The sequence below is a fragment of the Parasphingorhabdus sp. NYA22 genome (assembly GCF_976973735.1).
Window position 1 is genome coordinate 929,447 of sequence record NZ_OZ333477.1, and the last position, 22,502, is coordinate 951,948.

The window sequence follows — 22,502 nt, forward strand, 5'->3', positions numbered from 1 at the left end:
CTCCCGGCTGCGGAAACGGTGGTTGCCGGTTCCGTTCAAATCACCAGTTATGTCTGCTATCTCAGTGCGCTATAGATGCGCCCAAATGTAACTTTGGGTCAACGGCGCTACCGTCAATAAAGCGTCAATAAAGCGTCAGTTTAGTTGGAAGAAGTCGAATTTTCTGTTTTTGGCCAGACCCGGCCCATCGCCGAGACACACCCTTCCCGGGTAAGCCAGTCCGGAAGCATATGTTCCCACTTTTCGATTTCGGCTGTATAATCTTCAAGGGTCAGGTGCGGCAAGATTGCCAGGCACTTGTCTATCGCCTTACGCGCCTCCTCATCGCGTTTCAGAAGCGCAAGCCATGCGGCACCATGCAAATGGGGCGAATAATAATTCGGATTGCGCTCGCTGGCTTCTCGATGGGCCGCTGCCGCTTTATCCAATCTGCCGAGTTTGACCTCACATATGGCGCGGTAGGCCGCCCATACGGAGAATCGCGGATGATGCGGTGCCCTCCGTTCGGCAGCACGGATCATGTCGAGACCTGTCTCGTCCCGATATAGCATGCATTTCTGCCACCCGAGGACAGCCAGCGCGTGCGGATTATTGGGATTGATCTCAAGCGACCGGGTTAGATAGTGAATGGCAGATTGCGGATCGACCAGCATTGCAGGAACAATGCCGGCGGCCATCAGGACATCGGGATCATTGGGCGCCATTGCCAATGCTCTTTCTATCAGTCTGCATGCCTCGGCTTGTGTTGCAGCAGGAGTATGGGTCCATCGATTGACGACATTCTGGACAAGCTGGACCGCAAGCGACCCTCTTGCCACTGCGTTGGCTGGTTCACGCTCAATCAAATCGCGAAAATGCTCGACAATTTTGCTGGCTCGGCTTTCGGAATAGAGCGCACGAAGCATCTCGATCGATTGCACACCTTCAAATCCGTTGATATTGCTTTGGCCGCGCAGATGGGCTGTGGATGCTCCGTCAATCTGGATTTCACTCAAAATCGGAGTCGAAAGATCGAGCATGAAATCGTCGAGCCGAGCATAGAACTGGTCTATGTCCTCATCGAACCGCCATGACAAAATATGCGCATTGGTCGAAACATTAACCAAGCCGATACGCAAAACCAACCGATCCGCGCGGCATACGAGTGATCCGGACACAATATAATGGACGTTCAGTGATCGCCCGACTTCTGCAGGACTGGACTGCTCCAGCTTGCTCCTGAGACCGGCATCAAAGGCGGCAACGCTGAGGTGCGGAGCGCGGGATAGCATGGAAACGAGATCTCGACTGACATCATCAGCCAGCAAATTTTCGTCCTTTGCACCCGCGCTTTCGAGCGGAATGACACCAACCGAATAGCTCGCTGGTTCTTTTAATGCTGACCCATTATTGACGGTGCCGGATGTCCGTCCATCGGTTTCGTCGATTGCATCAGCAGAGGGATAACGCACTGACCAAGAATTCAGCAATTGCGCATGATCCACCAAATCGTCGTTTCGTTCTAACGCTGACAAGGCTTTCGAAACCGCACTTTGTAGCCGCAACTCGATTTGACGGCGATGGCTATCCAGCCAATTCCCAAAATCGTCGCCAAAATGCATCTGATCCAATAATGGCTGCGCTCCGATAGATATAAGCAGGTTCGTGGCCTCAAGATATTGTTGCTTGGCGAGAGCGGTCTCAAAAACTGCGAGATCGCTTGTGACGGCTTTGACATTCAAACTGATCCGGGATCGAGAAATACTCAAAAGGTCGCAATCTGCTACAGCCAGCAATTTACCCAAATCCAACAAACATTGCCGTAAACTCGCTCGCGCTTGTGCCTCAAAACGTCCCGGCCACAAAATTTTGCTAAGATGGTCACGGTCAATTGGTTCCTCGGGTGCCAGACAAAGCATCGCGAGCAGAGCCCGTGCGCGCCGATTGGAGATGACTATTTCCGCGCCGTCAGGTGCCAGTAACTGGAAGCTGCCAAAAAGCGAAACGCGCACCGCTGCCAATGGCGTCAACAATATATCTTGCTTCGTTTCGAAACCCAACACGTTATGCCCCCAGCAATATTGCGACTTTAACGTGAAATGGTTCCGGTGCAATCATTGAATGAACAGCTATGGCGCCTCTTGTTTATGAGAATATAAATTAGGCAAATTAGAAGAATGGCAGCTATCAGGCCATGCTGCTGGGCTCCATAATGTCCACAATTGGGGCGGAAGCTGACCAGCCGTTTTTATTTTCCATGCAATCAGTTCCAACCACCGGAACTGGGTGGGAGGCGGACATCGAAGTGCCCAATCGCAATATACCCGACAAGAAGTCGAAATAGAAGAACGGACTGACTTAATTTTTTGGTAGAGACCTTGGTATTCCTAAGCAAAATTGCCTCAACTCTCAATACGATGCGTTTACTTTAAAAGTGCAACGTAAGTGCAAATCGGCGCTTTCTTGAGGCAGATATGCCCTTAGCGCGGGCTCTCCCCAATCGTGCCTTCGCACTTTTCATATTCCTGAATTGCTGCACTCCGCAAAGCTGATGGCGTTGAAAGAGAGATTATCTCTGTACCATTGTGAGCTGCCGCTGTGACGGTGGGACTAGCCAGAAGTGCTTCGACTTGGTCGCGCGAGATCTGTTTATTCAAAATAAATGCGCCGGCAGCTGGGTTGGTAAGGCCCATTTTAGGTATTGTGATGTTGGACCTTGCAGCGCCGTTACTCATATCGAAACGAATATCGAAATTGCCCTGTCGGTAGCCGGGGTAATTCGGAACGATAACCGTGAGGAGTGGTGCGCCGAACCGGTCATAGTTGATGCTAATGGCGCTCATACCCTGTTCGTCACGAAACTGGCGTATTGAACACGCTCGGCCCCCTGATTTAATCACCTGAACCATATAATTGCCGCTGAGGGATTGGAACAAGATTTCTTCGCCACTCTGAGCCTGTACAGCCACGACGGGGAAGCTTATTGCGAGAAGAGCTGTAGTAACACCGGAAGCGATGAATAGCGAAGTCTTCAATTTAGCGAACATGATAGTCTTAACCCCGAATAACTAATAATTTTGAATTGTTACTCCTCCCCTAATAGTTCGCCCCGATGGGCGGACAAGTTACAAATTGCGTCATGTTTGGCGCACCTTTCCCAACCCATAAGATGCGCCGCAGTTCAAATCTGATTGGTGAAATGCACTTGGCCATTGGCAAGATAAGTTGCTGGTCAGCATGATGCCGGATATGGCCTATCATGTGCTTTTAGATCGCGTACCCACTTACCCCGAAGACGTTTAAGAAAAAATCCAGACATCGTCCGCAATTGGGGCGGAAGCGGAAGGTCCGCTTTCCACCGCCCAGCGTCCAATAGCGGCCATTCTGCCAACGGCCCAATTGCCGCCGGTCTGAAATGCGCCCATAAGCAGACGTTGGCTTAGTAGCTGCATCTCCCCGAAAGCGGCCGTTAAACTTCAGTCAACTCGTAAGAAAGTTGGGTGAGAACCGGATCTTCACCAAATTCAACACATCAAAAACCCAGCGGAACAATTTGGGATATAGTGTCGTCCAAGGAGTCGGAAAAGGCGGCTGTACTTTGTAACGCATTGTTGATCGGGCCATTAGCTGCTTATTGTCAGAATCATGACCGTCCTTATACCCGTGCTGGGAGACCAGCTTTCACCGAGCCTGCCGACATTGACCGAGGCTGACCGAGAAAATTCGGTCATTTTGATGATGGAGGTGATGGAAGAAGCTAGTTATGTACCTCATCATCCCAAGAAGATTGCCTTCATCTTTTCCGCGATGCGCCACTATGCCGAAGAACTGCGGGACCAAGGTTGGATGGTTGATTATGTACCGCTGGACGATGAAGGCAATTCAGGAAATTTCACCGGCGAGGTGAAGCGCGCCGTCTCTCGTCATCAAGCCACGGCCGTGCATATCACCGAAGCTTCGGAATATCGCGTCATGGAGATGATTGACGGCTGGAAACAGGCGTTCGACGTTCCGGTTACCATCCACCCTGATAACCGCTTTATTTGCGACCACTCGACATTCGACAAATGGGCGAAGGGCCGCAAGACTTTTCGCATGGAGAATTTCTATCGCGACAGGCGCAAAAGCACCGGATTGCTAATGGATGGCGACGAGCCGGAAGGCGGATCGTGGAACTATGACAGCGATAATCGAAAACCGGCGAAAGAGGATGCTTCAATGCCACAGCCGCTGCGTTTCGAACCGGATGAAATAACACGCGAGGTTCTGACCCTTGTCGGTGAACGGTTCTCCGATAATTTCGGATCTCTTGATGACTATTGGTTCGGCGCAACGCGGGCTGATGCCGAACAAGCCTTCGATGCCTTCATCGAGCGCGCCCTTGCTTGTTTTGGCGACTATCAGGACGCCATGCTGGCGGATCAGAAATTTCTCTTTCATGCGCTGATTTCGGTCTACCTGAACGTTGGACTACTTGATCCGCTTGCGATTTGCCGCCGCGTCGAGGATGAATATTACAAAGGCCGCGCGCCGCTCAACGCAGCGGAAGGTTTCATCCGCCAGATTATTGGCTGGCGAGAATATGTTCGCGGCATTTATTGGCGGGAGATGCCGGGATATGAAGAGCAAAACGCACTAGCGGCCGATCGTGATCTGCCCGGCTTTTACTGGTCCGGCGAAACCGATATGGCCTGTATGAAAGCCTGCATCACCCAGACCCGTGATGAAGCTTATGCCCACCATATCCAGCGCCTGATGGTCACCGGCAATTTTGCATTGATCGCGGGCATCGATCCGAAGCAACTGCATATCTGGTATCTCTCAGTCTACGCCGATGCGTTCGAATGGGTCGAGCTTCCGAACACCTTGGGTATGAGCCAGTTTGGCGATGGTGGTCTGCTGGCCTCCAAACCCTATGCGTCCAGCGGATCCTATATAGACAAGATGAGCGATTACTGCAAAAATTGCAGCTACTCCGTGAGCAAGAAAGAGGGCAAGGACGCCTGCCCTTTCAACTATCTCTACTGGGATTTTGTCGGCCGGCATGCAGAGCGTTTTCGCAGCAATCCGCGTATGGCGATGATGGTCAGCAGCTATGGAAAGTTCAGCGACGACAAGAAGGCACAAATCGACGCGGATGCACGGCGCTTTCTGGACAATCTGGACTAGCGTTTCCGCCGGCACTCATCCGAGCAATAGCGAACATTCTCCCAGTCACGCGCCCATTTCTTCCGCCACGCGAACGGCCGGCGACAGGCTTCGCAGGTTTTGGCCGGCAGGTCGGCTTTCTTTCGCATCTTTGGCATGGCTCAGCTTTCCGGAACCAGACCGTCAGCTACGTCGCTGGTAAAATGTTCCGCTACCAGGCCTCGAATATCTATTCTGGCTTTCAAGCGCGCCGCGAGCAACGCCATGCCGCTGATTTTGCGCTGAACAAAAAGCAAATCGGTGGGCGGGATATGCCATGCTGCACGGTCCGCTGCCACATCCATGCCCTGATCGCGCAAGATGTTCACAAACCCCCGGTCTCCGAAATCGAACATGCCGGGCCGGTTTAATTCTCCGACGATGACATCGATCATCGCATCAATCCGGTCCCGGTGCCGCGCGACCGCTGCCGCGCCGACAAAGCCGGTTGCTACCGATTCTTCCCGCACCGTGTCACGATCACCATTGAGGGCGGCGGTTATCAGCCGCCGATATCCGGCGGCTATTTTCGCATCGACCTGTCTGGTTGCGCCAAAGTCGAGCAGCACCAGCTGGCGCGTATCCGGCTGATAGCGGTAATTGGCGAAATTGGGGTCCGACTGGACGATCCCGAATTCAAACAATTCTCGCATAACCAGCTTAAACAACAAATGCATGGCTACGTCACGGGTCTCCTGCGGTGCGTCCACAAGGGTCTCGATCGCCTTGCCCTCGACAAAGCTCATTGCCAGAACCTGATCCGTGGTAAATTCATTGTCGAGAACGGGAATGACATAATCGGGTGAATTGACCAGCAACTCTCCAAACAAGGCCAGATATCGACCTTCCCGGACATAATCAGCTTCCTCGCGAAGCTGTTTCTTGGCCTCTGCCAGTAGCGGTGCAATATCCAATTCACGCGGCAGGAGATTCGAAACCCGTAATAACGTCGCGACATTATCGACGTCGGCATCAATGCTTTCCCTCACACCCGGATATTGAACCTTTATCGCAAGGTCCCGACCGTCCGGCGTCATTGCCCTGTGGACCTGACCAATGGATGCCGCCGCAATCGGTGTTGCGCCAAATCGGGCAAAGCGCTGGCGCCAGTCCTGCCCCCATTGCTGAGCCAGAACCTGCTGCAATTGCCGTGGCGGCATCCGGTGGGCGTTATCACGCAGCCGCGCCATGATTTCAGCCAGTTCCGGAGGAAGCATATCTCCGGCATCCATCGAGATCATTTGGCCGAGTTTCATCGCAGCCCCGCGCAAATGCGACAGTCGGTCTGCAACTCTGGCCACGTTGCCAGGTGTGAGCATCATATCACGCATGGCGGGACGTTCCCCGTCGGCCAATCTTCTAGCACCTTCGGCAATCATTCCGCCTGCGACACCACTGGCCAGACGCCCGAATTGGCCAAGACGGGATAATCTGCCGCGCGGGACGGTGCGGTCTTTTTGTTTCTTGCTATTGTCAGTCATGCTTTTACCACCCCCGGCTTCCCGGCACACCTTTGAACGGGCCGGCCAGTTTGCTGGTTATCCAGCCACCGTAGAAATCACCGGGCTGCGGAGTCACGATCTCACCGTCAACGCGACACCGGTCGAAGGGACCGGCATAAAAGGCAATATGATCCCGCAGAATTGAAAAGTCCGCACTAGGGCTGGGATAGCTCCAGCCGATGCGCGGCAGTATAGTTTTACCAACAACCACATCCAAATAGACTGCGGCGCCTTTCCACTCGCAATAGGAGCTTCCTTCCGCCCTTCGCAGCAGGCCGGAGCCAATGTCCGATAACGGAATATAATAGGTGGGCGGATGACTGGTTTCGAGCGTGCGAACGCTTGCGCGCGTGTCGGCCACAACCTGTCCTTGATGCTCGATGGTGATCCGCGCGGGACATGGCTCGGCGAGCGCCGGACGGGGGTAGTTCCAGACGCTCTCCTGTCCCGGTCCGATCGGATCTGGTCGAGGCCTCATGGCTTCAGCCGCCCGCTGGCATAGCGCTGCAGTCGCGGACGAATGCGCAAGAATAACCGATAAGCAGATTCGAGCATGGGCAAAACCCCTGGGAACCGAGCCGCAATGCCCAGCGGGCGCAAAAGCGCCACCGCTCGCCACATCGCGGCAAAAGCGGCCGCACCCGACAGCAGGATGTCATTTTCCCGGGCGTGAAAGCGGTCGAGCATGACTTTACGATCGAGAGGGCAGGATATATCGGGCGATGTCAGGTCGACAAACCGGATGGCATCCTTCTTGTCGAGCCGCCGAAAAAATGCGATCTCCCGAAGACATAGCGGGCATCCGCCATCATACCAGACTGCAACCTTGTTCATATTTTCCTACTCGTCCATTGGGACATATTGCGAAATCCAATACTCTTCGGAAAACCTAGGGTTCTGATAGCTTGGAGAACCGATATCTTATGGTTCCCTATGCGAACATATTCCTCGCAAGACCATACGGCTGAAAGACCTATGTTATGAAAATTGCTATTGTTGGTTCAGGCCTTTCCGGGCTCGCCTGCGCGGACCATTTGGTCGCGGCCGGACATCAGGCTTGCCTGTTTGACAAGGCCCGCGGACCCGGAGGACGCATGTCGACGCGGCGGGCAGACACTGCCGTCGGCCAGGTAAGCCTCGATCATGGTGCCCAATATTTCACCGCCCGCGATCCGGCATTTCAGACCGTGGTAAAGCAATGGCAGGAGTCCGGTACAGCGGCGCTTTGGGCTGCTGCGGGTCCGGACGCCTGGGTTGGCGTGCCCGCCATGAACGCGCCGATCAAGGCGCTCGCGGCGCGTCATGATGTCGCATGGTCCATGCGTATAGACGGGTTGGTAAAACAAGGGGACAGCTGGCAGCTGGCGAGCGAGGAACACATTATCGAGGCGCTATTCGACGCCGTCATTTTGGCGATACCGGCGGAGCAGGCGGCGTCTTTGCTGGAACCGTGGGAACACGATTTTCAGGCGCTGGCCGAAAAAACGGTTTCCGCTCCCTGCTGGACCTTGATGCTGGCCTACGCCAATCCGGTAAATACAAGCAGAGCAACTTTGCGTGACGATATCGTCATTGGTTGGGCCGCACGCAATTCGGACAAGCCTGGCCGCACAGGACCGGATAGCTGGGTCATACAGGCATCTCCGGATTGGTCGATCGAACATTTGGAAGATAGTCCGCAACAGATTGTCGCGGCACTATCCGATCGCTTTTCTGAACTGCTGGGCATAACTCTTCCCGATCCGTTGATCGCGTCCGCCCACCGATGGCGCTATGCACGTTCGGGTAAAACGGATCATAGCGCGCTCTACAATGGTGATCTGAAGATCGGCGTTTGCGGAGACTGGCTGATCGGACCGAGAGTAGAATGTGCGTGGCAGTCCGGAACGGCGCTCGCAAAAATGGTTCTGGCTTAAAGCGCTGCCAAGGCGAGCGTTGTCAATCCCAGTCCGGTCGACAATATAATCCGCAAGCGGAGCATCCAGTCTGGCATCATGCCGAGCCAATTGAGCCTAAAATCAACCGACAGGGCAACAATGATAGCGATGCCGAGAAACGCCAGCGACGGGCCGGGCCAAGTTGAACCGATCATCCATGGTATGCCGCTGACTAGAGCCAGCAAGCTTGGCAATACTGCGACGCCATAAATCCATTGGGGTGCTTTGGGAGCGGCGACGGCCAAGCCCCACCAAAACCCGCCTAGAAAGCTGAAAATCACAGCGGCATATAAAAACGCACCGCTCAAGGCGATAAAGCGGATTTTGCCGTCAAATGCTGCAACAATAGCGAAGAGTTGTGGCAATAATCCGGCCAGCCCCAGAATCTGCGCGCGCGAAGAAAGTGTTTTTTGCACGATACTCCTAATTCGAAGGTCTGCGTTTAATAAGCGGTGGTCGAAAAATCCAAGGTGCTTTGGACGTCGTTGAAATAAAATAGCCGCCGCTACTGGAACACGAGTAGCGGCGGCAGAGGGTACCCATCGAAGAGGGAAAAAATGGGATACCCTCGAAGGTTTATTCAGTCAGGGCATCAGGACCGTGTCAATCACGTGGATAACCCCGTTAGATGTCTTGATATCGGCTTTCACCACGTTGGCGTTGTCAACTTTGACGCCATTGGTTCCGTCTACCGAAACAGTTGTTCCCTGCACGGTGGCAGCCTCGATTTGTTTGCCTGCCAAGCTCTTGGAATAGACCTTACCTGACAAGACGTGATACGTCAGGATCGATACGAGCTGGTCCTTATTTTCGGGCTTCAGAAGCGTCTCTACTGTCCCGGCCGGAAGTTTTGCGAAAGCTTCGTCGGTGGGCGCAAACAGGGTGAAAGGGCCATCGCTACGCAGTGTTGATTCCAGACCGGCGGCCTGCACTGCTGCGGTGAGCGTTTTGAATGATCCGGCAGCGATGGCGGTATCAACAATGTCCGCCGACGGGATCTCGGCGTGGTGTTTTGCCGATGCTGCAGTTACCGGCGTCAATGCAATTGCGAAAAGCGTCATGGACGTGATGGCAGCGGCCGACGCGCTGGCCAAGACTTTGGATATGGTCATAATAGTTCCTTTATGTGGTTGTTCAGTCGATTGTCCCCAAGTCTACGGCTGGCCTGCCCAACTGGATCAGTTTTTGTGAAGATTTTTTTCAAGCGGATTTGATCCGTATAGTCAGCAAAAAAACTTGCCCGAATGATGATCCAAAACCAGCGCTTGACCGTATCACCGTTATTGGAGATTGAGATGCGTGACCACCTGCAACGTGAAACGGCTACAAAAGGTTCGGACAATTTGTCCGCTGGGTCCGCTATCGTGAAGGCTTTGCCGGGACGACAGATTAAGGACGCCGCTCTGATGCAGCGCGTTAGCGGATCGCGTGACCGCGAAGCGCTAGAAGAAATCGCGATCCATTATGCCCCGCGTCTGAAGGCTTGGCTAATGTATCGTGGGGAGCAATCATCCACGGCAGAAGACATCGTTCAGGACGTACTGGTATCGGTGTGGACGAAGGCAAATCAGTTCAATCCCATCAAGGGCGCTTTCTCGTCATGGATATTCCGTATGGTTCGCAACGCTTGGATAGACCACAAACGCAAAAATGACCGCATGCAGCCGACAGCGCCGGACATCGTTTCGACGATGGCCGATGCTCCGGTAGCAGCTGCCGATGTGAGTTATGACCAGTCGCAGTCGGCACAGGCAGTGCAGGCTGAACTGGCAAAGCTGCCGATTGAGCAGAAACAGATATTGCATCTCGCCTTTTTTGAAGGCCTCTCACACAGCCAGATCGCGGAGCGAACCGGTTTGGCGCTGGGTACAGTGAAGAGCCGTATCCGGGTGCCGCTCAAGAATATGAAATCAAAATTAGAGAATTTTCGCGGAGTTAATCAATGAACAATACGCCACAAACCGCTTTCCATTCTGTTGATGAAGAATGGCTTGCCTCCTATTGCGCAGGCGGATTGTCGTCGGCAAAACATTTGCTCATTTCCTGTCAGTCGACAATGAAACCCGAATTATCGTCGCGTCTTGCGGCAATTGATCAGGTGGGCGGCGCGTTGCTGGAATCTGCTCAGGGCGAGTCGCTTTCGAAAGATTTTTTTGAGCGGATATTGGAAAAAATGGAAGCTGCACCGATTTCTCAAGGCCTGGAAAGCGCCGGCGACCCGTGCCCAGAAACAACCCGCCAAGATGCCTGGATTCCGTCACCCCTAGAAGATTTCCTGAAACAAACCGGACAGGAATTGAAATGGAGAAAGCTTGGCTTTGGTGTCGAGCGGGCATCCCTGTCCAATGATGACGGTGAAGAGCTTTACTTGCTCAAGGCACCTCCCGGAATGAAAGTTCCCCGTCATACCCACGAAGGCGAAGAATGGGCTCTGATCATGCAGGGTGGCTATAAGGTCGGCGACGAAACCTATGGTCCGGGAGATCTTCACCGCGAAGACGAAAGTTGCACCCATCGTCCGATCGTTGATGATGACGGAGAACCATGCATCACACTGGTCGCCCTTGAGGGCAGTCTTAAATTCTCAAATCCGATCATGAGGCTCCTGAAGCCCCTCATCGGGATATAAGGCGCTATTATGTTAAACAAAATTCGCGATCTGCTGGTTTCAGCCGTGGGGCTTTTTACCGCTATCGGTATTGCACACGCCCAGGAAAATATTGAACAACCCAAATATGAGGTGCTCAAACAATCAAACGGCGTTGAGCTACGCAGATATGCGCCATATCTTGCCGCTGAAGTGACGGTAAAGGCCGGATCGTCAGACGAAGCATCCAGCAAGGGCTTTCGGCAATTGGCGGGATATATTTTTGGCGGTAACCAAAGCGCAGACAATGTTGCCATGACAGCTCCGGTAACAACAGAGGCAAGATCAGGCTCCACAACAATAGCGATGACGGCGCCTGTCACGACGTCCGAGAAGGATGTCGGCGCCTACACAGTCCAATTTTCCATGCCTTCGAAATGGACGATGGATACGCTACCCATTCCCAATAATGACAAGATCGAACTGGTGCAGATAACGGCTGAAAAACGGGTGGCATATCGATTTACAGGTCAACGGTCGCAAGCGCGTATCGATGAAGCTGCGGCAAAAATTGGAGATTTCATGGAAATGGAGAAATTGGAGGTAGCTTCATCGATAATTGTTGCCGGATATGATGGACCAAGCGTGCCGACGGAAAAAAAGCGTTGGGAAGTCATGCGAATCGTCAAATGACCTGTTCGACGATTAGTTGGAGTACGGATTAATGAAAGCCATTCTCGTCCTGATCGCGTCGATCGCGTCCACGACAGCAGCCATTCTGATCTTCGGTCCGTCGGTTTGGCGGAGCGCATCTTTGTGATGAGCATAGTTTTTCAACAGCGATCAATTTAGGTGGGGATTTATTTTTCCGATCCACACGCCGCTGGAATGTCAAAATAGTTGGCGTCCAATCGGCTCATAGCGGCAGGGTACAAAGGCAAAAGGCTAGGCCCACTTCTCTGGTTCATTGGAGTTGATCGCCGCTACAAGACACTTTGGCATTGCGGCCACAAAGCCACCGAGCCTATCCTCCCGCGCCAGCCAGGGTTGCCACCAGAAATACTGCCACCACCGCGAGAGCCTGCCATTTCACTCGCGCGAACATGTAACCATTCTGCTTCCGGAAATTCTCAGCCCTGTCGCTGTCAGAAGCAATGTCTTCTCCGATTTGCGAAAAGGCCAGCAATCCTCGTATCAACGCGAATGCAGCGCCAGCGGCAAACAAGATTACGGCAAATATAAGAAAATAAAACATGTCTGGCTCGCTTTGATTGGTTTACTAATGATCGTACGTGCGAACAGCGGGATTGGATCACTTTAGCAAGCCAAACTTATAGATTTGCATTTGAGGCTATGCCGGCCAGTGCAGCCATATGACTTGTGCGGCTACAATTGGGCTGCAAACCAATTTAGTAGGCGAACAACCTAAATCTTCTGCTTTTGAAATGCCTCATCTTGAAGGCGGTCGGTCTGCCAGCGCCGCAAGAACGGCCGCCTGAATCCGACCTATCGAATGCCCACTTTCGGGATAAAGCAGCTACGTCGGTTAAAGCGCGAAGACGGAAATTAATTCTAATGCGACTAGCTGAGAAGCCGGTAAATGCCATCGAAAATCAGACCTTATCAATGCCACAAAATGAACATTTCATTTGATCGGTCGATTTCTGAAATTAATAATGATCCAATTTGCCTTGGCGCTCGTAATATATCCAGAGCCATTGATATGTTCATTGAGAGATACGTGTCTATCGGGCAGTAACAGGAGCTTTTAATGCAAAATTATGTCAAGCAAATCAATGAAAACTCAATTGCGGTTGTGATGAATTCGGAGTCCAACCCACTGAATAGCCTTCCACGCGTTCAACGGTTCCAAATTATGGCAATATTGTCGATCATGTGGACGGCCATCTTTTCTACAGCCCTCGGATCTTGGTTTTATTATGGAGAGTTAGTGGTAGGACATTTGGCTGTCCTTCTCGGTATTTTCATAACTGCTGGCGTGTTTAGAACCTCTCAGCAACCATTAAAGTCCTATCGCGATTACCCTCGCGAGGATGGAACAGCCCGTTACGATGATGTTTGGGGTGGATAATAGAACAGCTCTAAGCCTTGCATAATGTCAGGACAATCATTTTCAGATGACTTCGTAGCTTCTGTGCAGCAAGACGATAGCGGAGTTATCACAACTTCTGAACTGGTAGCCATGGCGTGGGCTGATAATATCAGTTTTAATATGATAGAGGCACAATCAGGTCTTAGCGAACGTGACGTAATAAAAGTCATGCGTTGTCAATTGCGACCAGGTAGTTTTCGAATGTGGAGAAAGCGGGTAAATGGGCGTGCCAGTAAGCATCGCGCGAAGTATTCCGATCTCGCAAAATGATATCATTGCGTTCGAAGGTTTCGAAGAAACTCTAACAGTCTGATACAGTCTAAGTTGTTCACAGCCTGACCGCAAGTTATGTTCGGTTGTCTCTGCTTGAAAAAACGAGTTTTGAGGATGAGAGAAGATTGTGACAACATACTTTCGGCATCCAGTCCACGTATGGGAAATGGATTCACGCGTTGGCTTGGACGTTTTGTGTTGCGGTGCATCGGTTGGAAAATGGTCGGAAAGTTACCGTCAGAAAAAAAGCTAATCATTGTCGGCATGCCTCATACGTCCAACTGGGATTTCATAATTGCCATGGCATGTATGCAATCTGTAGGGCTCAAAGTTTCTTTTATGATGAAAAGAGAGGCCTTTCTCTGGCCGTTCGGTACTTTCTTCAAGTATTTAGGTGGAGTGCCGATTGACCGTTCGTCACAAAGAGATGTGACTTCCCAAATGGTGAATTGGTTCGATCGCAACAAAAATGTCTGGATGGGAATAACGCCTGAAGGAACTCGTAGCAAAGTAGGCGAATATAAAAAGGGGTACCTGCGTATCTCAAAGGCTGCGGGAGTGCCGATCGCACTGATTGGAATTGACGCTCGGTCGAAAGAGGTCGTCCTGCATGAAGAAATATGGGAATATACGGGCGGGAATAATGATGAAGACAATGCAGCAATAAAGAAATTCGTAGATTCTAACTTCTTTGGAATTAATCAGAAAAACCAATAACACAGGCTTAGACACAGCCTATGGATCAAACTAAGATTTTTCCGGTTCCGGTATCAACTGGTCACTCGATGTCAAAAGGTGCGCTCGGCCGGAGGGTTTCGCTCAATCGCAAGAAACTCCCAGTCCCGATGCACCATTCCAAAATCGCAAAAAATTGAATCTTTGGCCGGTATCGGCCCAGAAGCAGCCGACCTGAAATGATTCTAAATTTCGACTTGGCAGCTCGATTTATCAATGCCGAATATCCGCGTGGTTAGTGACGTCGATTGGCATCAGAGAAGGGAAACAAAGCAGAACAAAAGTCATCGAACATCTGTGCTTGCAATGCCGAAAGGTGACCGCCAAGTATCTGTCATCAATTGGAGTTCAATACGTGCTTGTTCAACAGGGATTTGTCTCAAATTGCCTGCCAGCCTCAATGCAGAGAAACATTGATAACTGCTTCAACCTAAGAAAGTCATTGTTTCGCCTGACAGATCCAAAGAAATGCTTCGCGAAGAGATATTCAACCTTCAGGCGCAATTGGCCAGCGCAGAGCAGGCTCACAAACATGGCGCAGAATATGCTGACAGAACAGCGGAGCGACTCCAGCTTCTTGAGGCTGTCCTGGACATCGTGCCGGTTGGCGTAGTCGTAACCGATAATGACGGTAAAATCTTCATGGGGAACAGTCAGATTGAAATCATGCTCAAGCATCCTGTCTTTCATTCCGCAAGTGCAGACAATTATGGTGAATGGGTATCATTTCATAAAGATGGCAGGAAAGTTGAAAGTAACGAATATCCGCTTTCCAAAATCATCCGGGATGGCGAGGAGGCCGCCGAAATCGAGGTGCTCTATCAGCGGGGTGATGATACAAAATTCTGGGTCCGCATCATTGGAAAAGCTGTTACGGATGCAAAAGGCATACGCATACACGGTCGGCAAGATGATCGGTCACGTCAGCGTCGCCAGTACCACCCGCTACTCGCATCTTGCCAACGATACGCTCATGGCCGCAGCCGAAGCGGGAGCCGCCAAGATGGATGTGAACTGGTCCAAGGGGGTGTAAATTAGAGGTTTGCCCGGATTGGAGCTTTTCCGCCCTTGTGGTGGGATTGCTTCTGTCCGGGTAGGCTTTGCCGCCCCTATTTTTTTTGCTGTAAAAGCGGCCAGTCAGCAATCGCCTCAGTTGCGGACATTCTCAGCAGTCCGTTTCTATGTCCGCTTCGCGCCCAATTTCCGACATGGCAGCTCGATTTTTTAGCCCCTAATAGCTGACGCTTTTTATGACCATTCCGGCCAAGCGTAGGTGCAGAAAGCTTCATCTTGTTGGCCATAGCTGAGGCTCGCCTATCGCGCTGGAATATACAGTGCGATGCATGTCCTGTGCTCTTTCACTATTCCGCCCTTGCAAATTTGCCACTGTTAGTGGCAATCGCGCTTGATGACACAATTTCTGCACAGAGCCTATGAGCTCACAATATCCAGCCCCATTGCGCTGCCACTACCTGAAGTATCAGATTGCCGCGCAGACGTGCGGATTGTCCTTGGTGCGAACTTGGATGCAGCAGAGGCTAAAGAGTTGGCAAGCCACAGATGGGCGGGGCGCTCGGGCTGGTTCAAACTGATGGTCCAAGGTGTGGCGCAATATGTTATCGAAGAGGGCTGTATCATCACGATCAATCCTACCAAAACTGCATCACATTCCGACCTTGTCGCATTTCTGATGAGCTCCGCCTTGGGTGCGTTGCTGCAACAGCGCGGCGCACTGCCATTCCATGCCAGCACCGTCGCGACCAATCGCGGCGCTTTGTTGATTCTTGGCAAATCCGGGGCGGGGAAATCGACCACAATGACGGCTCTGACAAGGCGCGGTTTTGCAATGGTGTCGGACGATATTACGCCGGTAAGTCTGAGGAACGGACAACTTGTCGCGCTTCCCGCCTATCCTTCTACCCGGTTGTGGGCGGACGCTTTGGGCGGTTTCGGTTACAGCGCAGACGAATTACTATCCGTGCGTGAAAACATCAGCAAATATTACCTCAACATTGGCACCTTTCACGACCAGCCAGAACAGGTCGCAGGCGGGGTCATCTTGCAGGTGCACAACGAGCCCCAGATAGAGGTTACACATATCCCTCAATCGGAGGCATTTGGAGTTTTTTCGCGATTCACCTTTCGCAAACGTTTCCTGAAATGCCAAAATTTGTTGGCCTTCCAATTTTCCGTCACTACCGCCTTGGCGAAGAGTGCACCAGTGATCCGCGTTCAGCGGCCAATGGCACCATTTTGTGCAGATGAAGTCGCTGAAAAAATCACAAACGCATTGGCTATCGCACCCTATCAACCGGTGATTGCCTAGGATGGAGCAACACAAGCCGCTTGTCTGGCTGGCATCCTATCCAAAATCAGGAAATACTTGGATGCGGGCGTTGCTCACCGCCTATTTTGCCGAACAGGATACTCTGCAACTGAACGAATTGATTGGTGGTTCCGAGCATGTCAATCGCGAGCTTGTTGACGATTTTCTCGGTATTCCGTCAGCTGAACTGACGTGGCTGGAGATGAACAACGCCCTTCCGGATTTTTGGTGCGATTTCGCGGAACAGGTAGCCGATCCGCATTTCCTGAAAGTCCATTCGTGTTTTCAAACCGATGCTCAAGGAATGTCGATTTTTCCGGCAACGGTATCGAAAGCGGTGATCCAAATCGTGCGCAACCCTCTCGATATCGCGCTGTCTTATGCTGACCAATTCAGCAAATCTATCGACGAAGCGATCGAGCAAATGGCGGAGGACTATTTTTATAACAGCATCGGCTCGACTCATTTGCCAGAAAGATGGGCGGATTGGTCACATAATGTTGCTGGTTGGCTCGATCAGACAGAGATACCAGTATGTTTGGTCAGATATGAAGACATGCAGGCCGACATCACTGGGACATTCAAGCGAGTGTTAGAGTTTTGCGGGATCGAACCACATGTGCAAACGCTTCGAAGGGCATGTACTGCAACACATTTTGATGCGTTGGCAGCAGCCGAGCTTGTATCTGGGTTTCCTGAAAAGGCGATGAACCAGACAGACTTTTTCCGATCAGGAACCGCCGGACAGTGGCGCGACGTTTTGTCAAAAGATCAGGTTGGCCGGATCACCAAAAGGCATGGTGCCGTAATGCAACGGCTAGGATATTTGACACTTGCACTGGAATTCATCGATCGATTTGACTAGGGCTAATAGCAAAAATTACGGGATAGTTTTTTGCATGCTAACGATCACAGGTAAAGTCGCTCGCAGCCCATCGGTTTTGTCTAGCGATTTGGACAAATCCATCGTGATGATGGATCTCGAAGGAGGCAATTATTACGATTTAGGTGATAGTGCAGCGACCATTTGGAAACTCATTGAAGAGCCGAAAACTCTCGATGAGATATGCGCAAAGTTAGCGATCAAATATCGCACGTCAGCGGCAGACTGTGCCGATGACGTATCGCGATTTATTACCGTATTGCGTGAAAAAGCGTTAGTCGTGATCGAGCCATAAGATAATTCCTGCGGGAGTTTTTACCATTTCGACCCGTACGCATATTGCAGCAAGTCTGCATCCAGCGGCCCCCAATGACTGGCTTGGAGGCAATGCCGGTGAACCTTTATCGGTACATACTTCACGTCCGCAATCTATGGCTGTAAACGGCGCCATGACGCTTGTCCTCGATGGGCGGCTTGATGACAGAGCAACCCTGGCTGATCGGATCGGCACAAGCCGACAGCATAGTGATGAACAATTAATCTTGTTGGCTTGGCGGAAATGGGGCGAATGTGTGCCTGAATACCTGCTCGGCGATTTTGCCTTGATTGTGGCAGATAGCGAGAAGCAAACGGTGTTTTGCGCACGCGATCATATGGGCGTTCGCCCGTTATTTTATGCGGTGTCCGGTAACCGCTTTGCAGTAGGAAGCACAATCCAACAAGTCCTCGATGCACCCTTCATTGATGCCGCACTTGATATGGATGTAGTTGCGTCCAAAATCGCAAAGAGCATGATGCCGCTTCCTGACCGCACATATTTCCGGCATGTTCGCAAGCTCTTGCCGGGGCACAGCCTAAGGGCTTCTGCCGAAGGTGTCGTGATACAGAGATATTGGAAGCCCCAAAACGCCGCCTCAATACACTTCGCCAAGGATGAAGACTACGCAGATGCCTTGCGCGGACTGATCGAAAAGGCTGTGGCTGACCGGACTCCCCGAGATGGGCCGCTTGGGGTGCATGTTAGCGGAGGGTTGGATTGCGGCGTAGTGGCTGCGGTGGCGACGAATATCCGGCGAAAGACAGCCGCACCAGATCCAATCGGGTTTAGCTGGAGTCCGCCGCAAACGACCACTCAATCCGATTTTGAACAACGATTGGTGGACGCTGTTGCTGATCATTTGCGCATTGACGTGAAGCAACCTGGCTTTGCCCCGGACCTGCTTATGAACTTGCTCCGCACGGATGGCTTGTTTGCACCAACCGCCGCAAACCTGTTCCATGAGTTGCCAGTGCAGCACGCCGCCCAAAAGCAATCTATTGAAGTGATTCTTAGTGGTTGGGGCGGGGACGACGCCGCCTCGCATAATGGACGACTGGCCCGAGCCGACCTGCTGTTCAGCATGCATTGGCGGGAGTTTGTGAAAGATGCGCGGGCTGACAATTTAGGCGCTGTGCGAGCGGCGGCGATAATCATCAGGAATCGATTCGGGAATATCGCGAGTACGCAGGCTAAACGGTTTGAATCGCCGCCGGTCGGATATCTCAATCCATCCTTGCAAAAACGATCGCGGAAATATGAGCGTGCTGTTTTGCAAGCTTCAAGCAACCGTGCGTTGATGGAAAAGTTGCTAACTTCGGGCCATTTGACCATGCGGATCGAAGATTGGGCGCAGAGCGGCCTCGATCACGGGGTCGAGTACCGCTATCCCTTGCTCGATCGCCGCGTGCTAGATTTTGCTTTGGGCGTGCCAAGTCGATTGTTTCGAAAAGGAGGCGTTAACCGCTGGCTAATGCGGAGCGCCGTGGCGCCTCTGCTGCCGCGAGAGATTACATGGAACCAGTCAAAACTAGAGCTAGGACGGGTGGAGTATCTTGTTAATGCAGCGAACCAGATGTTGCCCGATTTTATTTCTGCGCTGGGTCCGTTGCGACATGATTCAGCCCGTGACGAATGGTTTGACATGGGAGCCATTCGCAACCGTTTGAGGGAGGGGCTCCCGCTGCATAAACCTAAAGCCTCTAGCCTGTTCGGGGCGCTGCAATTGCTTGATTGGCAAGCCTGATCGCTGTGGCGCGCATCATTGCAATTTGGGATTGTGTTTTTGATATCAGGCGTATAGTTCGGCAAAGGCATAGATTGAAGGATTTGGACCACAATGGAAAATGATCAAAATGAGACCAGTGCTTCTGACGACCGGGAAAAATGGGTGCCGCCAGTATTGAGCTCGTTCCTTCCTGTACGCGAGACGAAGGGCGGTAGCTTCGTTAAGAGCAGCGCCGAAGATAGTTTTTATACTCCAAGCTGATCGCTGGGGAGCGTGTTTCTGCCCGGCATCTTTGCATGACGCTTACTTTTAAGGCGGAGTAGAGTTGGCTCTAAACTCGGTTCCAAAATCTAGAGACGCAATCGCTACTGCAACATCTAACGATTTCCTTCACGGGACGGTTATTGCTTTGCACTCTTTCCTTCGTGCAAACAGCGGGTTCGATGGTGAAATTGCTGTCATTCATGAACGATTGTCGGCTGACGGACAGCGTCTTCTAAAATCGAATTTTCCGGCAGTGGTCCTGCATCCAGCCAGTGCTTCGCTCAGCGGCGCGCTGGATATTCTGATGGACGCAGAACCATCATTGACCAACCGGCGGGACCGGTTTTTGTCTCTTGATGCCTTCGCCATCAAGGGATTTGACAAAATTTTGTTTTTCGACAGTGACACGCTGTTCCTAGACGATGTGCGCGACCTGTTCGATCGAGCCGAACCATTGCTGGCATGTCCCGATTCTTCGACTTTGCTCAGCCAGTACCGCGACCGCGACAGCTTTCTCGTCAACGAAACTCCGCAAGGTGCTTTTCCGCATACGTTCAATGCCGGCATGATGCGTATTGGTGCATCATGCCTTGGGGCGGATGTTCATCAGGCATTGATTGGAGCGCTAGCCCCGGAAAACTGGACAGGTCATAGCAGCCCGTTCACCGATCAGCGCATTTTGAACATGCACTTTGCGGATGAGGTCTCGCTCGTCGAAGCCCGGTTCAATCTCCTGCTTGGAACACCGCCATTTCCGGCACCGGACGCTTTAGCCTTTGCAGCTATGCTGCATTTCAATGGTCCGCATAAGCCATGGCATGCATCATGGTCGGCTGCGTCCGGACCGCCTAACCCGACCATGATTGCGGCACTGAAATTATGGAATAGCGCCCAAGATAGCTTCCTTACCCATTGGCACTTGCGTGCGGCACGCGGCGGTGCTGATCGAATCTATGGAGACTGAAGCCGTAATAGATACGCATCTGTTCGTGATTGGGCCGAATAATTCAGGATCAACGCTTCTGCGGACTCTGATAGAAACCGGCAGCCAGTGTCTCACGCTTCCTATGGAGGGGCAGCATGTCCCCGGTTTTATCGGACCGTCCTCGCGCGGAACCGGCACGCGGCTGATTTGGGCAAGCCGCTCAGAGTGGGTAAGCGCATTTCGTGATCCGTCAGCCTATGATTGGCCCAAGACCCAACACGCGTGGGCGTTGCAGGCCCGCAACGGGGAAGATTATCAGAAATCATCGAGCAGGATACTGGTGACATCATCACCGCCATTCTTGTTGATCGTTGACCAATTAAGGACGCAATTTCCTGATCCCCGCTTCATCTTCCTCGTGCGCAATCCCTATGCCGCGATCGAAGGCATTATACGGCGTGCGAACCAGCAGCCGTTGGCACCCGGCGAAGACATTGCGAAAGTTGCCGCCAACCATATTGGGAAATCTCTGCATCAGCAGGCCATCAATATCGACCAATATGCCGACTTAAGTATCTCGATAACGTACGAGGATTTGTGTGAAGATCCTGCGGCAGCGGCGGCCAAGATTGAGGAATTGGCACCCGAATTGGGCGATATCGATTTTGCGAAACAGGTGCAGGTGAAGGGGCAACTGCTTGGCGCCATCGTCAACAACAACAACAAGCAGATCGCTCGCTTGACCGCAAAAGAAATTAAGGATGCTAATGCAGTTCTTTCGAAATTTGGTGGGACGCTCGCAAAATTCGGTTACCAACTGGCATCGTAATGGTAGACCAGAATCCACTTTTGATTTTCATGCATCTGCCGAAAAGCGGCGGTACTACAGTGTCAGCGCATCTCGCGCGGCATCTGACCATGGACGAAGATTTTATCGAGTTCAGCAATTGGGGTGAGGTGTATAGGCGGGAAAACTGCCGCACATCCTTTGCCCATCGCGCGCTGACGGAGAGACAGAATGCGCGGGTTCTTGTTGGGCATAATGTAAATTACGGCATACACCTTTTGTGCCCTGGACGAGAGCCGCGCTATCTCACTTCAGTTCGCGAGCCTGCTGAACGCTGCGTCTCGGCTTTTAACTTCCAGCATAGCCGCGGCCATGCCCCAGCCTGTTTTGAGGAATGGTACGACACCCAATACCGTATCAACCCGCGCAGCAGCGCAGTTCGCTTCTTTGCCGAGCGATGGTCGCGCAGCGAGCTAGAAGATGCTGGTGATCGGCAAATGTTCGATATGGCGAAAACCCTTCTGCGCCAATTTTGGATGGTGACAACCACCCGGCAGTTGAATGAACTTCTCTCAGAAATTTGCCAATCATTGGACATACCGATGGATTGGCAAAATCAACGGGTGGCCGGTCTGTCAGGGCCTCTTAATTTGCCAAGCCATCCATCTCAAGGCGAACGGATTCGTCGCCATCAAACCCTTGACGACGAGATAAGGCAAAGAGTTTATGCTGACTTTCCTTATGATCTCGATTTGTATCAATGGATTGAAGAAGGGCAGTGGAAGGTCGAGGATTAGTCGGCTGGACACTGTCAGAGCATAAGCTTCGAATTATAGAATTTGTTTTCATCGAATGGGTCGTGGTATCGCCATTCTGGACCAGGAAATGATCGGCTTCGCCCGTCACAATCCGCGACTGCGCGTTTTGTCTTCCATATCCTCTGGTATGTTCCGTCGTAT

General features: G+C 52.0%; 27 protein-coding genes. 17 read left to right on the forward strand and 10 right to left on the reverse strand.

Features of this window, described 5'->3' with window-relative positions; all coding sequences use genetic code 11:
• Window positions 1-140 precede the first annotated feature (140 nt).
• Window positions 141-1,451 carry a tetratricopeptide repeat protein gene (locus ACWFTY_RS04585; protein WP_447526212.1) on the reverse strand — a complete coding sequence of 437 codons (1,311 nt, stop codon included), beginning with the start codon at window positions 1,449-1,451 and terminating at the stop codon, window positions 141-143.
• 1,008 nt (window positions 1,452-2,459) lie between these two features.
• Window positions 2,460-3,026: a hypothetical protein gene (locus ACWFTY_RS04590; protein ID WP_447526213.1), complete on the reverse strand. Its 567-nt coding sequence runs from the start codon at window positions 3,024-3,026 to the stop codon at window positions 2,460-2,462.
• A gap of 598 nt (window positions 3,027-3,624) precedes the next feature.
• Here ACWFTY_RS04590 and ACWFTY_RS04595 point away from each other — a divergent pair.
• Window positions 3,625-5,148 carry a cryptochrome/photolyase family protein gene (locus ACWFTY_RS04595; protein ID WP_447526214.1) on the forward strand — a complete coding sequence of 508 codons (1,524 nt, stop codon included), beginning with the start codon at window positions 3,625-3,627 and terminating at the stop codon, window positions 5,146-5,148.
• On the opposite strand, the gene ACWFTY_RS04600 is transcribed toward ACWFTY_RS04595, so the two are convergent.
• Genes ACWFTY_RS04600 through ACWFTY_RS04615 form a run of 4 tightly spaced genes read right to left on the reverse strand, consistent with a single transcriptional unit; the run spans window position 5,145 to window position 7,502 of the window.
• Window positions 5,145-5,285 (reverse strand): DUF2256 domain-containing protein, encoded by a 141-nt coding sequence (locus tag ACWFTY_RS04600; protein WP_447526215.1) that lies wholly within the window; start codon window positions 5,283-5,285, stop codon window positions 5,145-5,147. The genes ACWFTY_RS04595 and ACWFTY_RS04600 overlap by 4 nt on opposite strands.
• Window positions 5,286-5,288: 3 nt before the next feature.
• Window positions 5,289-6,647 carry an ABC1 kinase family protein gene (locus ACWFTY_RS04605; protein ID WP_447526216.1) on the reverse strand — a complete coding sequence of 453 codons (1,359 nt, stop codon included), beginning with the start codon at window positions 6,645-6,647 and terminating at the stop codon, window positions 5,289-5,291.
• Window positions 6,648-6,651: 4 nt separating this feature from the next.
• Window positions 6,652-7,146 carry a DUF427 domain-containing protein gene (locus tag ACWFTY_RS04610; RefSeq protein WP_447526217.1) on the reverse strand — a complete coding sequence of 165 codons (495 nt, stop codon included), beginning with the start codon at window positions 7,144-7,146 and terminating at the stop codon, window positions 6,652-6,654.
• Window positions 7,143-7,502, reverse strand: coding sequence for a thiol-disulfide oxidoreductase DCC family protein (locus ACWFTY_RS04615; protein WP_447526218.1), 360 nt, complete (start codon window positions 7,500-7,502; stop codon window positions 7,143-7,145). Before ACWFTY_RS04615 ends, ACWFTY_RS04610 begins: the two co-directional genes overlap by 4 nt.
• A 146-nt stretch (window positions 7,503-7,648) precedes the next feature.
• Here ACWFTY_RS04615 and ACWFTY_RS04620 point away from each other — a divergent pair, with 146 nt between their 5' ends.
• Window positions 7,649-8,584 (forward strand): NAD(P)/FAD-dependent oxidoreductase, encoded by a 936-nt coding sequence (locus tag ACWFTY_RS04620; protein ID WP_447526219.1) that lies wholly within the window; start codon window positions 7,649-7,651, stop codon window positions 8,582-8,584.
• On the opposite strand, the gene ACWFTY_RS04625 is transcribed toward ACWFTY_RS04620, so the two are convergent.
• A complete protein-coding gene (locus ACWFTY_RS04625; protein WP_447526220.1) occupies window positions 8,581-9,021 on the reverse strand; it encodes a DUF3429 domain-containing protein in 441 nt (146 codons plus the stop codon). The two genes, ACWFTY_RS04620 and ACWFTY_RS04625, sit on opposite strands and share 4 nt — an antisense overlap.
• Window positions 9,022-9,189: 168 nt before the next feature.
• Entirely contained in the window at window positions 9,190-9,717 is a 528-nt protein-coding gene (locus ACWFTY_RS04630; RefSeq protein ID WP_447526221.1) for a fasciclin domain-containing protein, read from the reverse strand.
• 183 nt (window positions 9,718-9,900) lie between these two features.
• Between ACWFTY_RS04630 and ACWFTY_RS04635 the strand changes: the two genes are divergently transcribed.
• The 3 genes from ACWFTY_RS04635 to ACWFTY_RS04645 are packed head-to-tail and all read left to right on the forward strand — an operon-like array spanning window position 9,901 to window position 11,885.
• Entirely contained in the window at window positions 9,901-10,551 is a 651-nt protein-coding gene (locus ACWFTY_RS04635) for an RNA polymerase sigma factor (protein WP_447526222.1), read from the forward strand.
• Complete coding sequence (locus ACWFTY_RS04640) at window positions 10,548-11,234, forward strand: ChrR family anti-sigma-E factor (RefSeq protein WP_447526223.1); 687 nt, start codon at window positions 10,548-10,550, stop codon at window positions 11,232-11,234. The genes ACWFTY_RS04635 and ACWFTY_RS04640 overlap by 4 nt, the downstream gene beginning before the upstream one ends.
• 9 nt (window positions 11,235-11,243) lie before the next feature.
• Window positions 11,244-11,885 carry an SOUL family heme-binding protein gene (locus tag ACWFTY_RS04645; protein ID WP_447526224.1) on the forward strand — a complete coding sequence of 214 codons (642 nt, stop codon included), beginning with the start codon at window positions 11,244-11,246 and terminating at the stop codon, window positions 11,883-11,885.
• Window positions 11,886-12,216: 331 nt separating this feature from the next.
• Here ACWFTY_RS04645 and ACWFTY_RS04650 read toward each other — a convergent pair whose 3' ends face one another.
• Window positions 12,217-12,447 carry a hypothetical protein gene (locus tag ACWFTY_RS04650; protein WP_447526225.1) on the reverse strand — a complete coding sequence of 77 codons (231 nt, stop codon included), beginning with the start codon at window positions 12,445-12,447 and terminating at the stop codon, window positions 12,217-12,219.
• A 516-nt stretch (window positions 12,448-12,963) separates the two neighbouring features.
• Between ACWFTY_RS04650 and ACWFTY_RS04655 the strand changes: the two genes are divergently transcribed.
• The 5 genes from ACWFTY_RS04655 (at window position 12,964) to ACWFTY_RS04675 (ending at window position 15,351) form a co-directional block, all read left to right on the forward strand.
• Window positions 12,964-13,284 carry a hypothetical protein gene (locus ACWFTY_RS04655; RefSeq protein ID WP_447526226.1) on the forward strand — a complete coding sequence of 107 codons (321 nt, stop codon included), beginning with the start codon at window positions 12,964-12,966 and terminating at the stop codon, window positions 13,282-13,284.
• 24 nt (window positions 13,285-13,308) lie between these two features.
• The gene (locus ACWFTY_RS04660) at window positions 13,309-13,575 is read left to right on the forward strand and encodes a TIGR03643 family protein (protein ID WP_447526227.1); all 267 of its coding nucleotides are present in this window, start codon (window positions 13,309-13,311) and stop codon (window positions 13,573-13,575) included.
• 117 nt (window positions 13,576-13,692) lie between these two features.
• The gene (locus tag ACWFTY_RS04665) at window positions 13,693-14,295 is read left to right on the forward strand and encodes a 1-acyl-sn-glycerol-3-phosphate acyltransferase (RefSeq protein ID WP_447526228.1); all 603 of its coding nucleotides are present in this window, start codon (window positions 13,693-13,695) and stop codon (window positions 14,293-14,295) included.
• Window positions 14,296-14,315: 20 nt separating this feature from the next.
• Window positions 14,316-14,453: a DUF6653 family protein gene (locus tag ACWFTY_RS04670; protein WP_447526229.1), complete on the forward strand. Its 138-nt coding sequence runs from the start codon at window positions 14,316-14,318 to the stop codon at window positions 14,451-14,453.
• A gap of 328 nt (window positions 14,454-14,781) precedes the next feature.
• Window positions 14,782-15,351 (forward strand): hypothetical protein, encoded by a 570-nt coding sequence (locus tag ACWFTY_RS04675; RefSeq protein WP_447526230.1) that lies wholly within the window; start codon window positions 14,782-14,784, stop codon window positions 15,349-15,351.
• Window positions 15,352-15,422: 71 nt separating this feature from the next.
• Here ACWFTY_RS04675 and ACWFTY_RS04680 read toward each other — a convergent pair whose 3' ends face one another.
• On the reverse strand, window positions 15,423-15,614 hold the full coding sequence (locus ACWFTY_RS04680; RefSeq protein WP_447526231.1) for a hypothetical protein: 192 nt from the start codon (window positions 15,612-15,614) through the stop codon (window positions 15,423-15,425).
• A gap of 107 nt (window positions 15,615-15,721) precedes the next feature.
• Between ACWFTY_RS04680 and ACWFTY_RS04685 the strand changes: the two genes are divergently transcribed.
• The 7 genes from ACWFTY_RS04685 to ACWFTY_RS04715 all read left to right on the forward strand — a co-directional run bounded on the left by ACWFTY_RS04685 (window position 15,722) and on the right by ACWFTY_RS04715 (window position 22,340).
• Window positions 15,722-16,639 (forward strand): hypothetical protein, encoded by a 918-nt coding sequence (locus ACWFTY_RS04685; protein WP_447526232.1) that lies wholly within the window; start codon window positions 15,722-15,724, stop codon window positions 16,637-16,639.
• Window position 16,640: 1 nt separating this feature from the next.
• The gene (locus tag ACWFTY_RS04690; protein ID WP_447526233.1) at window positions 16,641-17,504 is read left to right on the forward strand and encodes a sulfotransferase domain-containing protein; all 864 of its coding nucleotides are present in this window, start codon (window positions 16,641-16,643) and stop codon (window positions 17,502-17,504) included.
• A 34-nt stretch (window positions 17,505-17,538) separates the two neighbouring features.
• On the forward strand, window positions 17,539-17,817 hold the full coding sequence (locus ACWFTY_RS04695; protein ID WP_447526234.1) for a PqqD family protein: 279 nt from the start codon (window positions 17,539-17,541) through the stop codon (window positions 17,815-17,817).
• Window positions 17,818-17,872: 55 nt separating this feature from the next.
• The gene (locus tag ACWFTY_RS04700; RefSeq protein WP_447526943.1) at window positions 17,873-19,585 is read left to right on the forward strand and encodes an asparagine synthetase B family protein; all 1,713 of its coding nucleotides are present in this window, start codon (window positions 17,873-17,875) and stop codon (window positions 19,583-19,585) included.
• A 307-nt stretch (window positions 19,586-19,892) separates the two neighbouring features.
• Window positions 19,893-20,795, forward strand: a complete 903-nt coding sequence (locus ACWFTY_RS04705; RefSeq protein ID WP_447526235.1) for a glycosyltransferase — start codon at window positions 19,893-19,895, stop codon at window positions 20,793-20,795.
• Window positions 20,785-21,585, forward strand: a complete 801-nt coding sequence (locus ACWFTY_RS04710; RefSeq protein ID WP_447526236.1) for a sulfotransferase — start codon at window positions 20,785-20,787, stop codon at window positions 21,583-21,585. Before ACWFTY_RS04705 ends, ACWFTY_RS04710 begins: the two co-directional genes overlap by 11 nt.
• Window positions 21,585-22,340 (forward strand): sulfotransferase family 2 domain-containing protein, encoded by a 756-nt coding sequence (locus tag ACWFTY_RS04715; protein WP_447526237.1) that lies wholly within the window; start codon window positions 21,585-21,587, stop codon window positions 22,338-22,340. Before ACWFTY_RS04710 ends, ACWFTY_RS04715 begins: the two co-directional genes overlap by 1 nt.
• Window positions 22,341-22,502: the final 162 nt, after the last annotated feature.

Coding starts and splice junctions, on each gene's coding strand:
- ACWFTY_RS04590 (WP_447526213.1), bottom strand. CDS start 3,026: ATGTTCGCTAAATTGAAGACTTCGCTATTCATCGCTTCCGGTGTTACT.
- ACWFTY_RS04595 (WP_447526214.1), top strand. CDS start 3,625: ATGACCGTCCTTATACCCGTGCTGGGAGACCAGCTTTCACCGAGCCTG.
- ACWFTY_RS04600 (WP_447526215.1), bottom strand. CDS start 5,285: ATGCCAAAGATGCGAAAGAAAGCCGACCTGCCGGCCAAAACCTGCGAA.
- ACWFTY_RS04605 (WP_447526216.1), bottom strand. CDS start 6,647: ATGACTGACAATAGCAAGAAACAAAAAGACCGCACCGTCCCGCGCGGC.
- ACWFTY_RS04610 (WP_447526217.1), bottom strand. CDS start 7,146: ATGAGGCCTCGACCAGATCCGATCGGACCGGGACAGGAGAGCGTCTGG.
- ACWFTY_RS04615 (WP_447526218.1), bottom strand. CDS start 7,502: ATGAACAAGGTTGCAGTCTGGTATGATGGCGGATGCCCGCTATGTCTT.
- ACWFTY_RS04620 (WP_447526219.1), top strand. CDS start 7,649: ATGAAAATTGCTATTGTTGGTTCAGGCCTTTCCGGGCTCGCCTGCGCG.
- ACWFTY_RS04630 (WP_447526221.1), bottom strand. CDS start 9,717: ATGACCATATCCAAAGTCTTGGCCAGCGCGTCGGCCGCTGCCATCACG.
- ACWFTY_RS04635 (WP_447526222.1), top strand. CDS start 9,901: ATGCGTGACCACCTGCAACGTGAAACGGCTACAAAAGGTTCGGACAAT.
- ACWFTY_RS04640 (WP_447526223.1), top strand. CDS start 10,548: ATGAACAATACGCCACAAACCGCTTTCCATTCTGTTGATGAAGAATGG.
- ACWFTY_RS04645 (WP_447526224.1), top strand. CDS start 11,244: ATGTTAAACAAAATTCGCGATCTGCTGGTTTCAGCCGTGGGGCTTTTT.
- ACWFTY_RS04650 (WP_447526225.1), bottom strand. CDS start 12,447: ATGTTTTATTTTCTTATATTTGCCGTAATCTTGTTTGCCGCTGGCGCT.
- ACWFTY_RS04655 (WP_447526226.1), top strand. CDS start 12,964: ATGCAAAATTATGTCAAGCAAATCAATGAAAACTCAATTGCGGTTGTG.
- ACWFTY_RS04660 (WP_447526227.1), top strand. CDS start 13,309: ATGTCAGGACAATCATTTTCAGATGACTTCGTAGCTTCTGTGCAGCAA.
- ACWFTY_RS04665 (WP_447526228.1), top strand. CDS start 13,693: ATGAGAGAAGATTGTGACAACATACTTTCGGCATCCAGTCCACGTATG.
- ACWFTY_RS04670 (WP_447526229.1), top strand. CDS start 14,316: ATGGATCAAACTAAGATTTTTCCGGTTCCGGTATCAACTGGTCACTCG.
- ACWFTY_RS04675 (WP_447526230.1), top strand. CDS start 14,782: ATGCTTCGCGAAGAGATATTCAACCTTCAGGCGCAATTGGCCAGCGCA.
- ACWFTY_RS04680 (WP_447526231.1), bottom strand. CDS start 15,614: ATGGCCAACAAGATGAAGCTTTCTGCACCTACGCTTGGCCGGAATGGT.
- ACWFTY_RS04685 (WP_447526232.1), top strand. CDS start 15,722: ATGACACAATTTCTGCACAGAGCCTATGAGCTCACAATATCCAGCCCC.
- ACWFTY_RS04690 (WP_447526233.1), top strand. CDS start 16,641: ATGGAGCAACACAAGCCGCTTGTCTGGCTGGCATCCTATCCAAAATCA.
- ACWFTY_RS04695 (WP_447526234.1), top strand. CDS start 17,539: ATGCTAACGATCACAGGTAAAGTCGCTCGCAGCCCATCGGTTTTGTCT.
- ACWFTY_RS04710 (WP_447526236.1), top strand. CDS start 20,785: ATGGAGACTGAAGCCGTAATAGATACGCATCTGTTCGTGATTGGGCCG.
- ACWFTY_RS04715 (WP_447526237.1), top strand. CDS start 21,585: ATGGTAGACCAGAATCCACTTTTGATTTTCATGCATCTGCCGAAAAGC.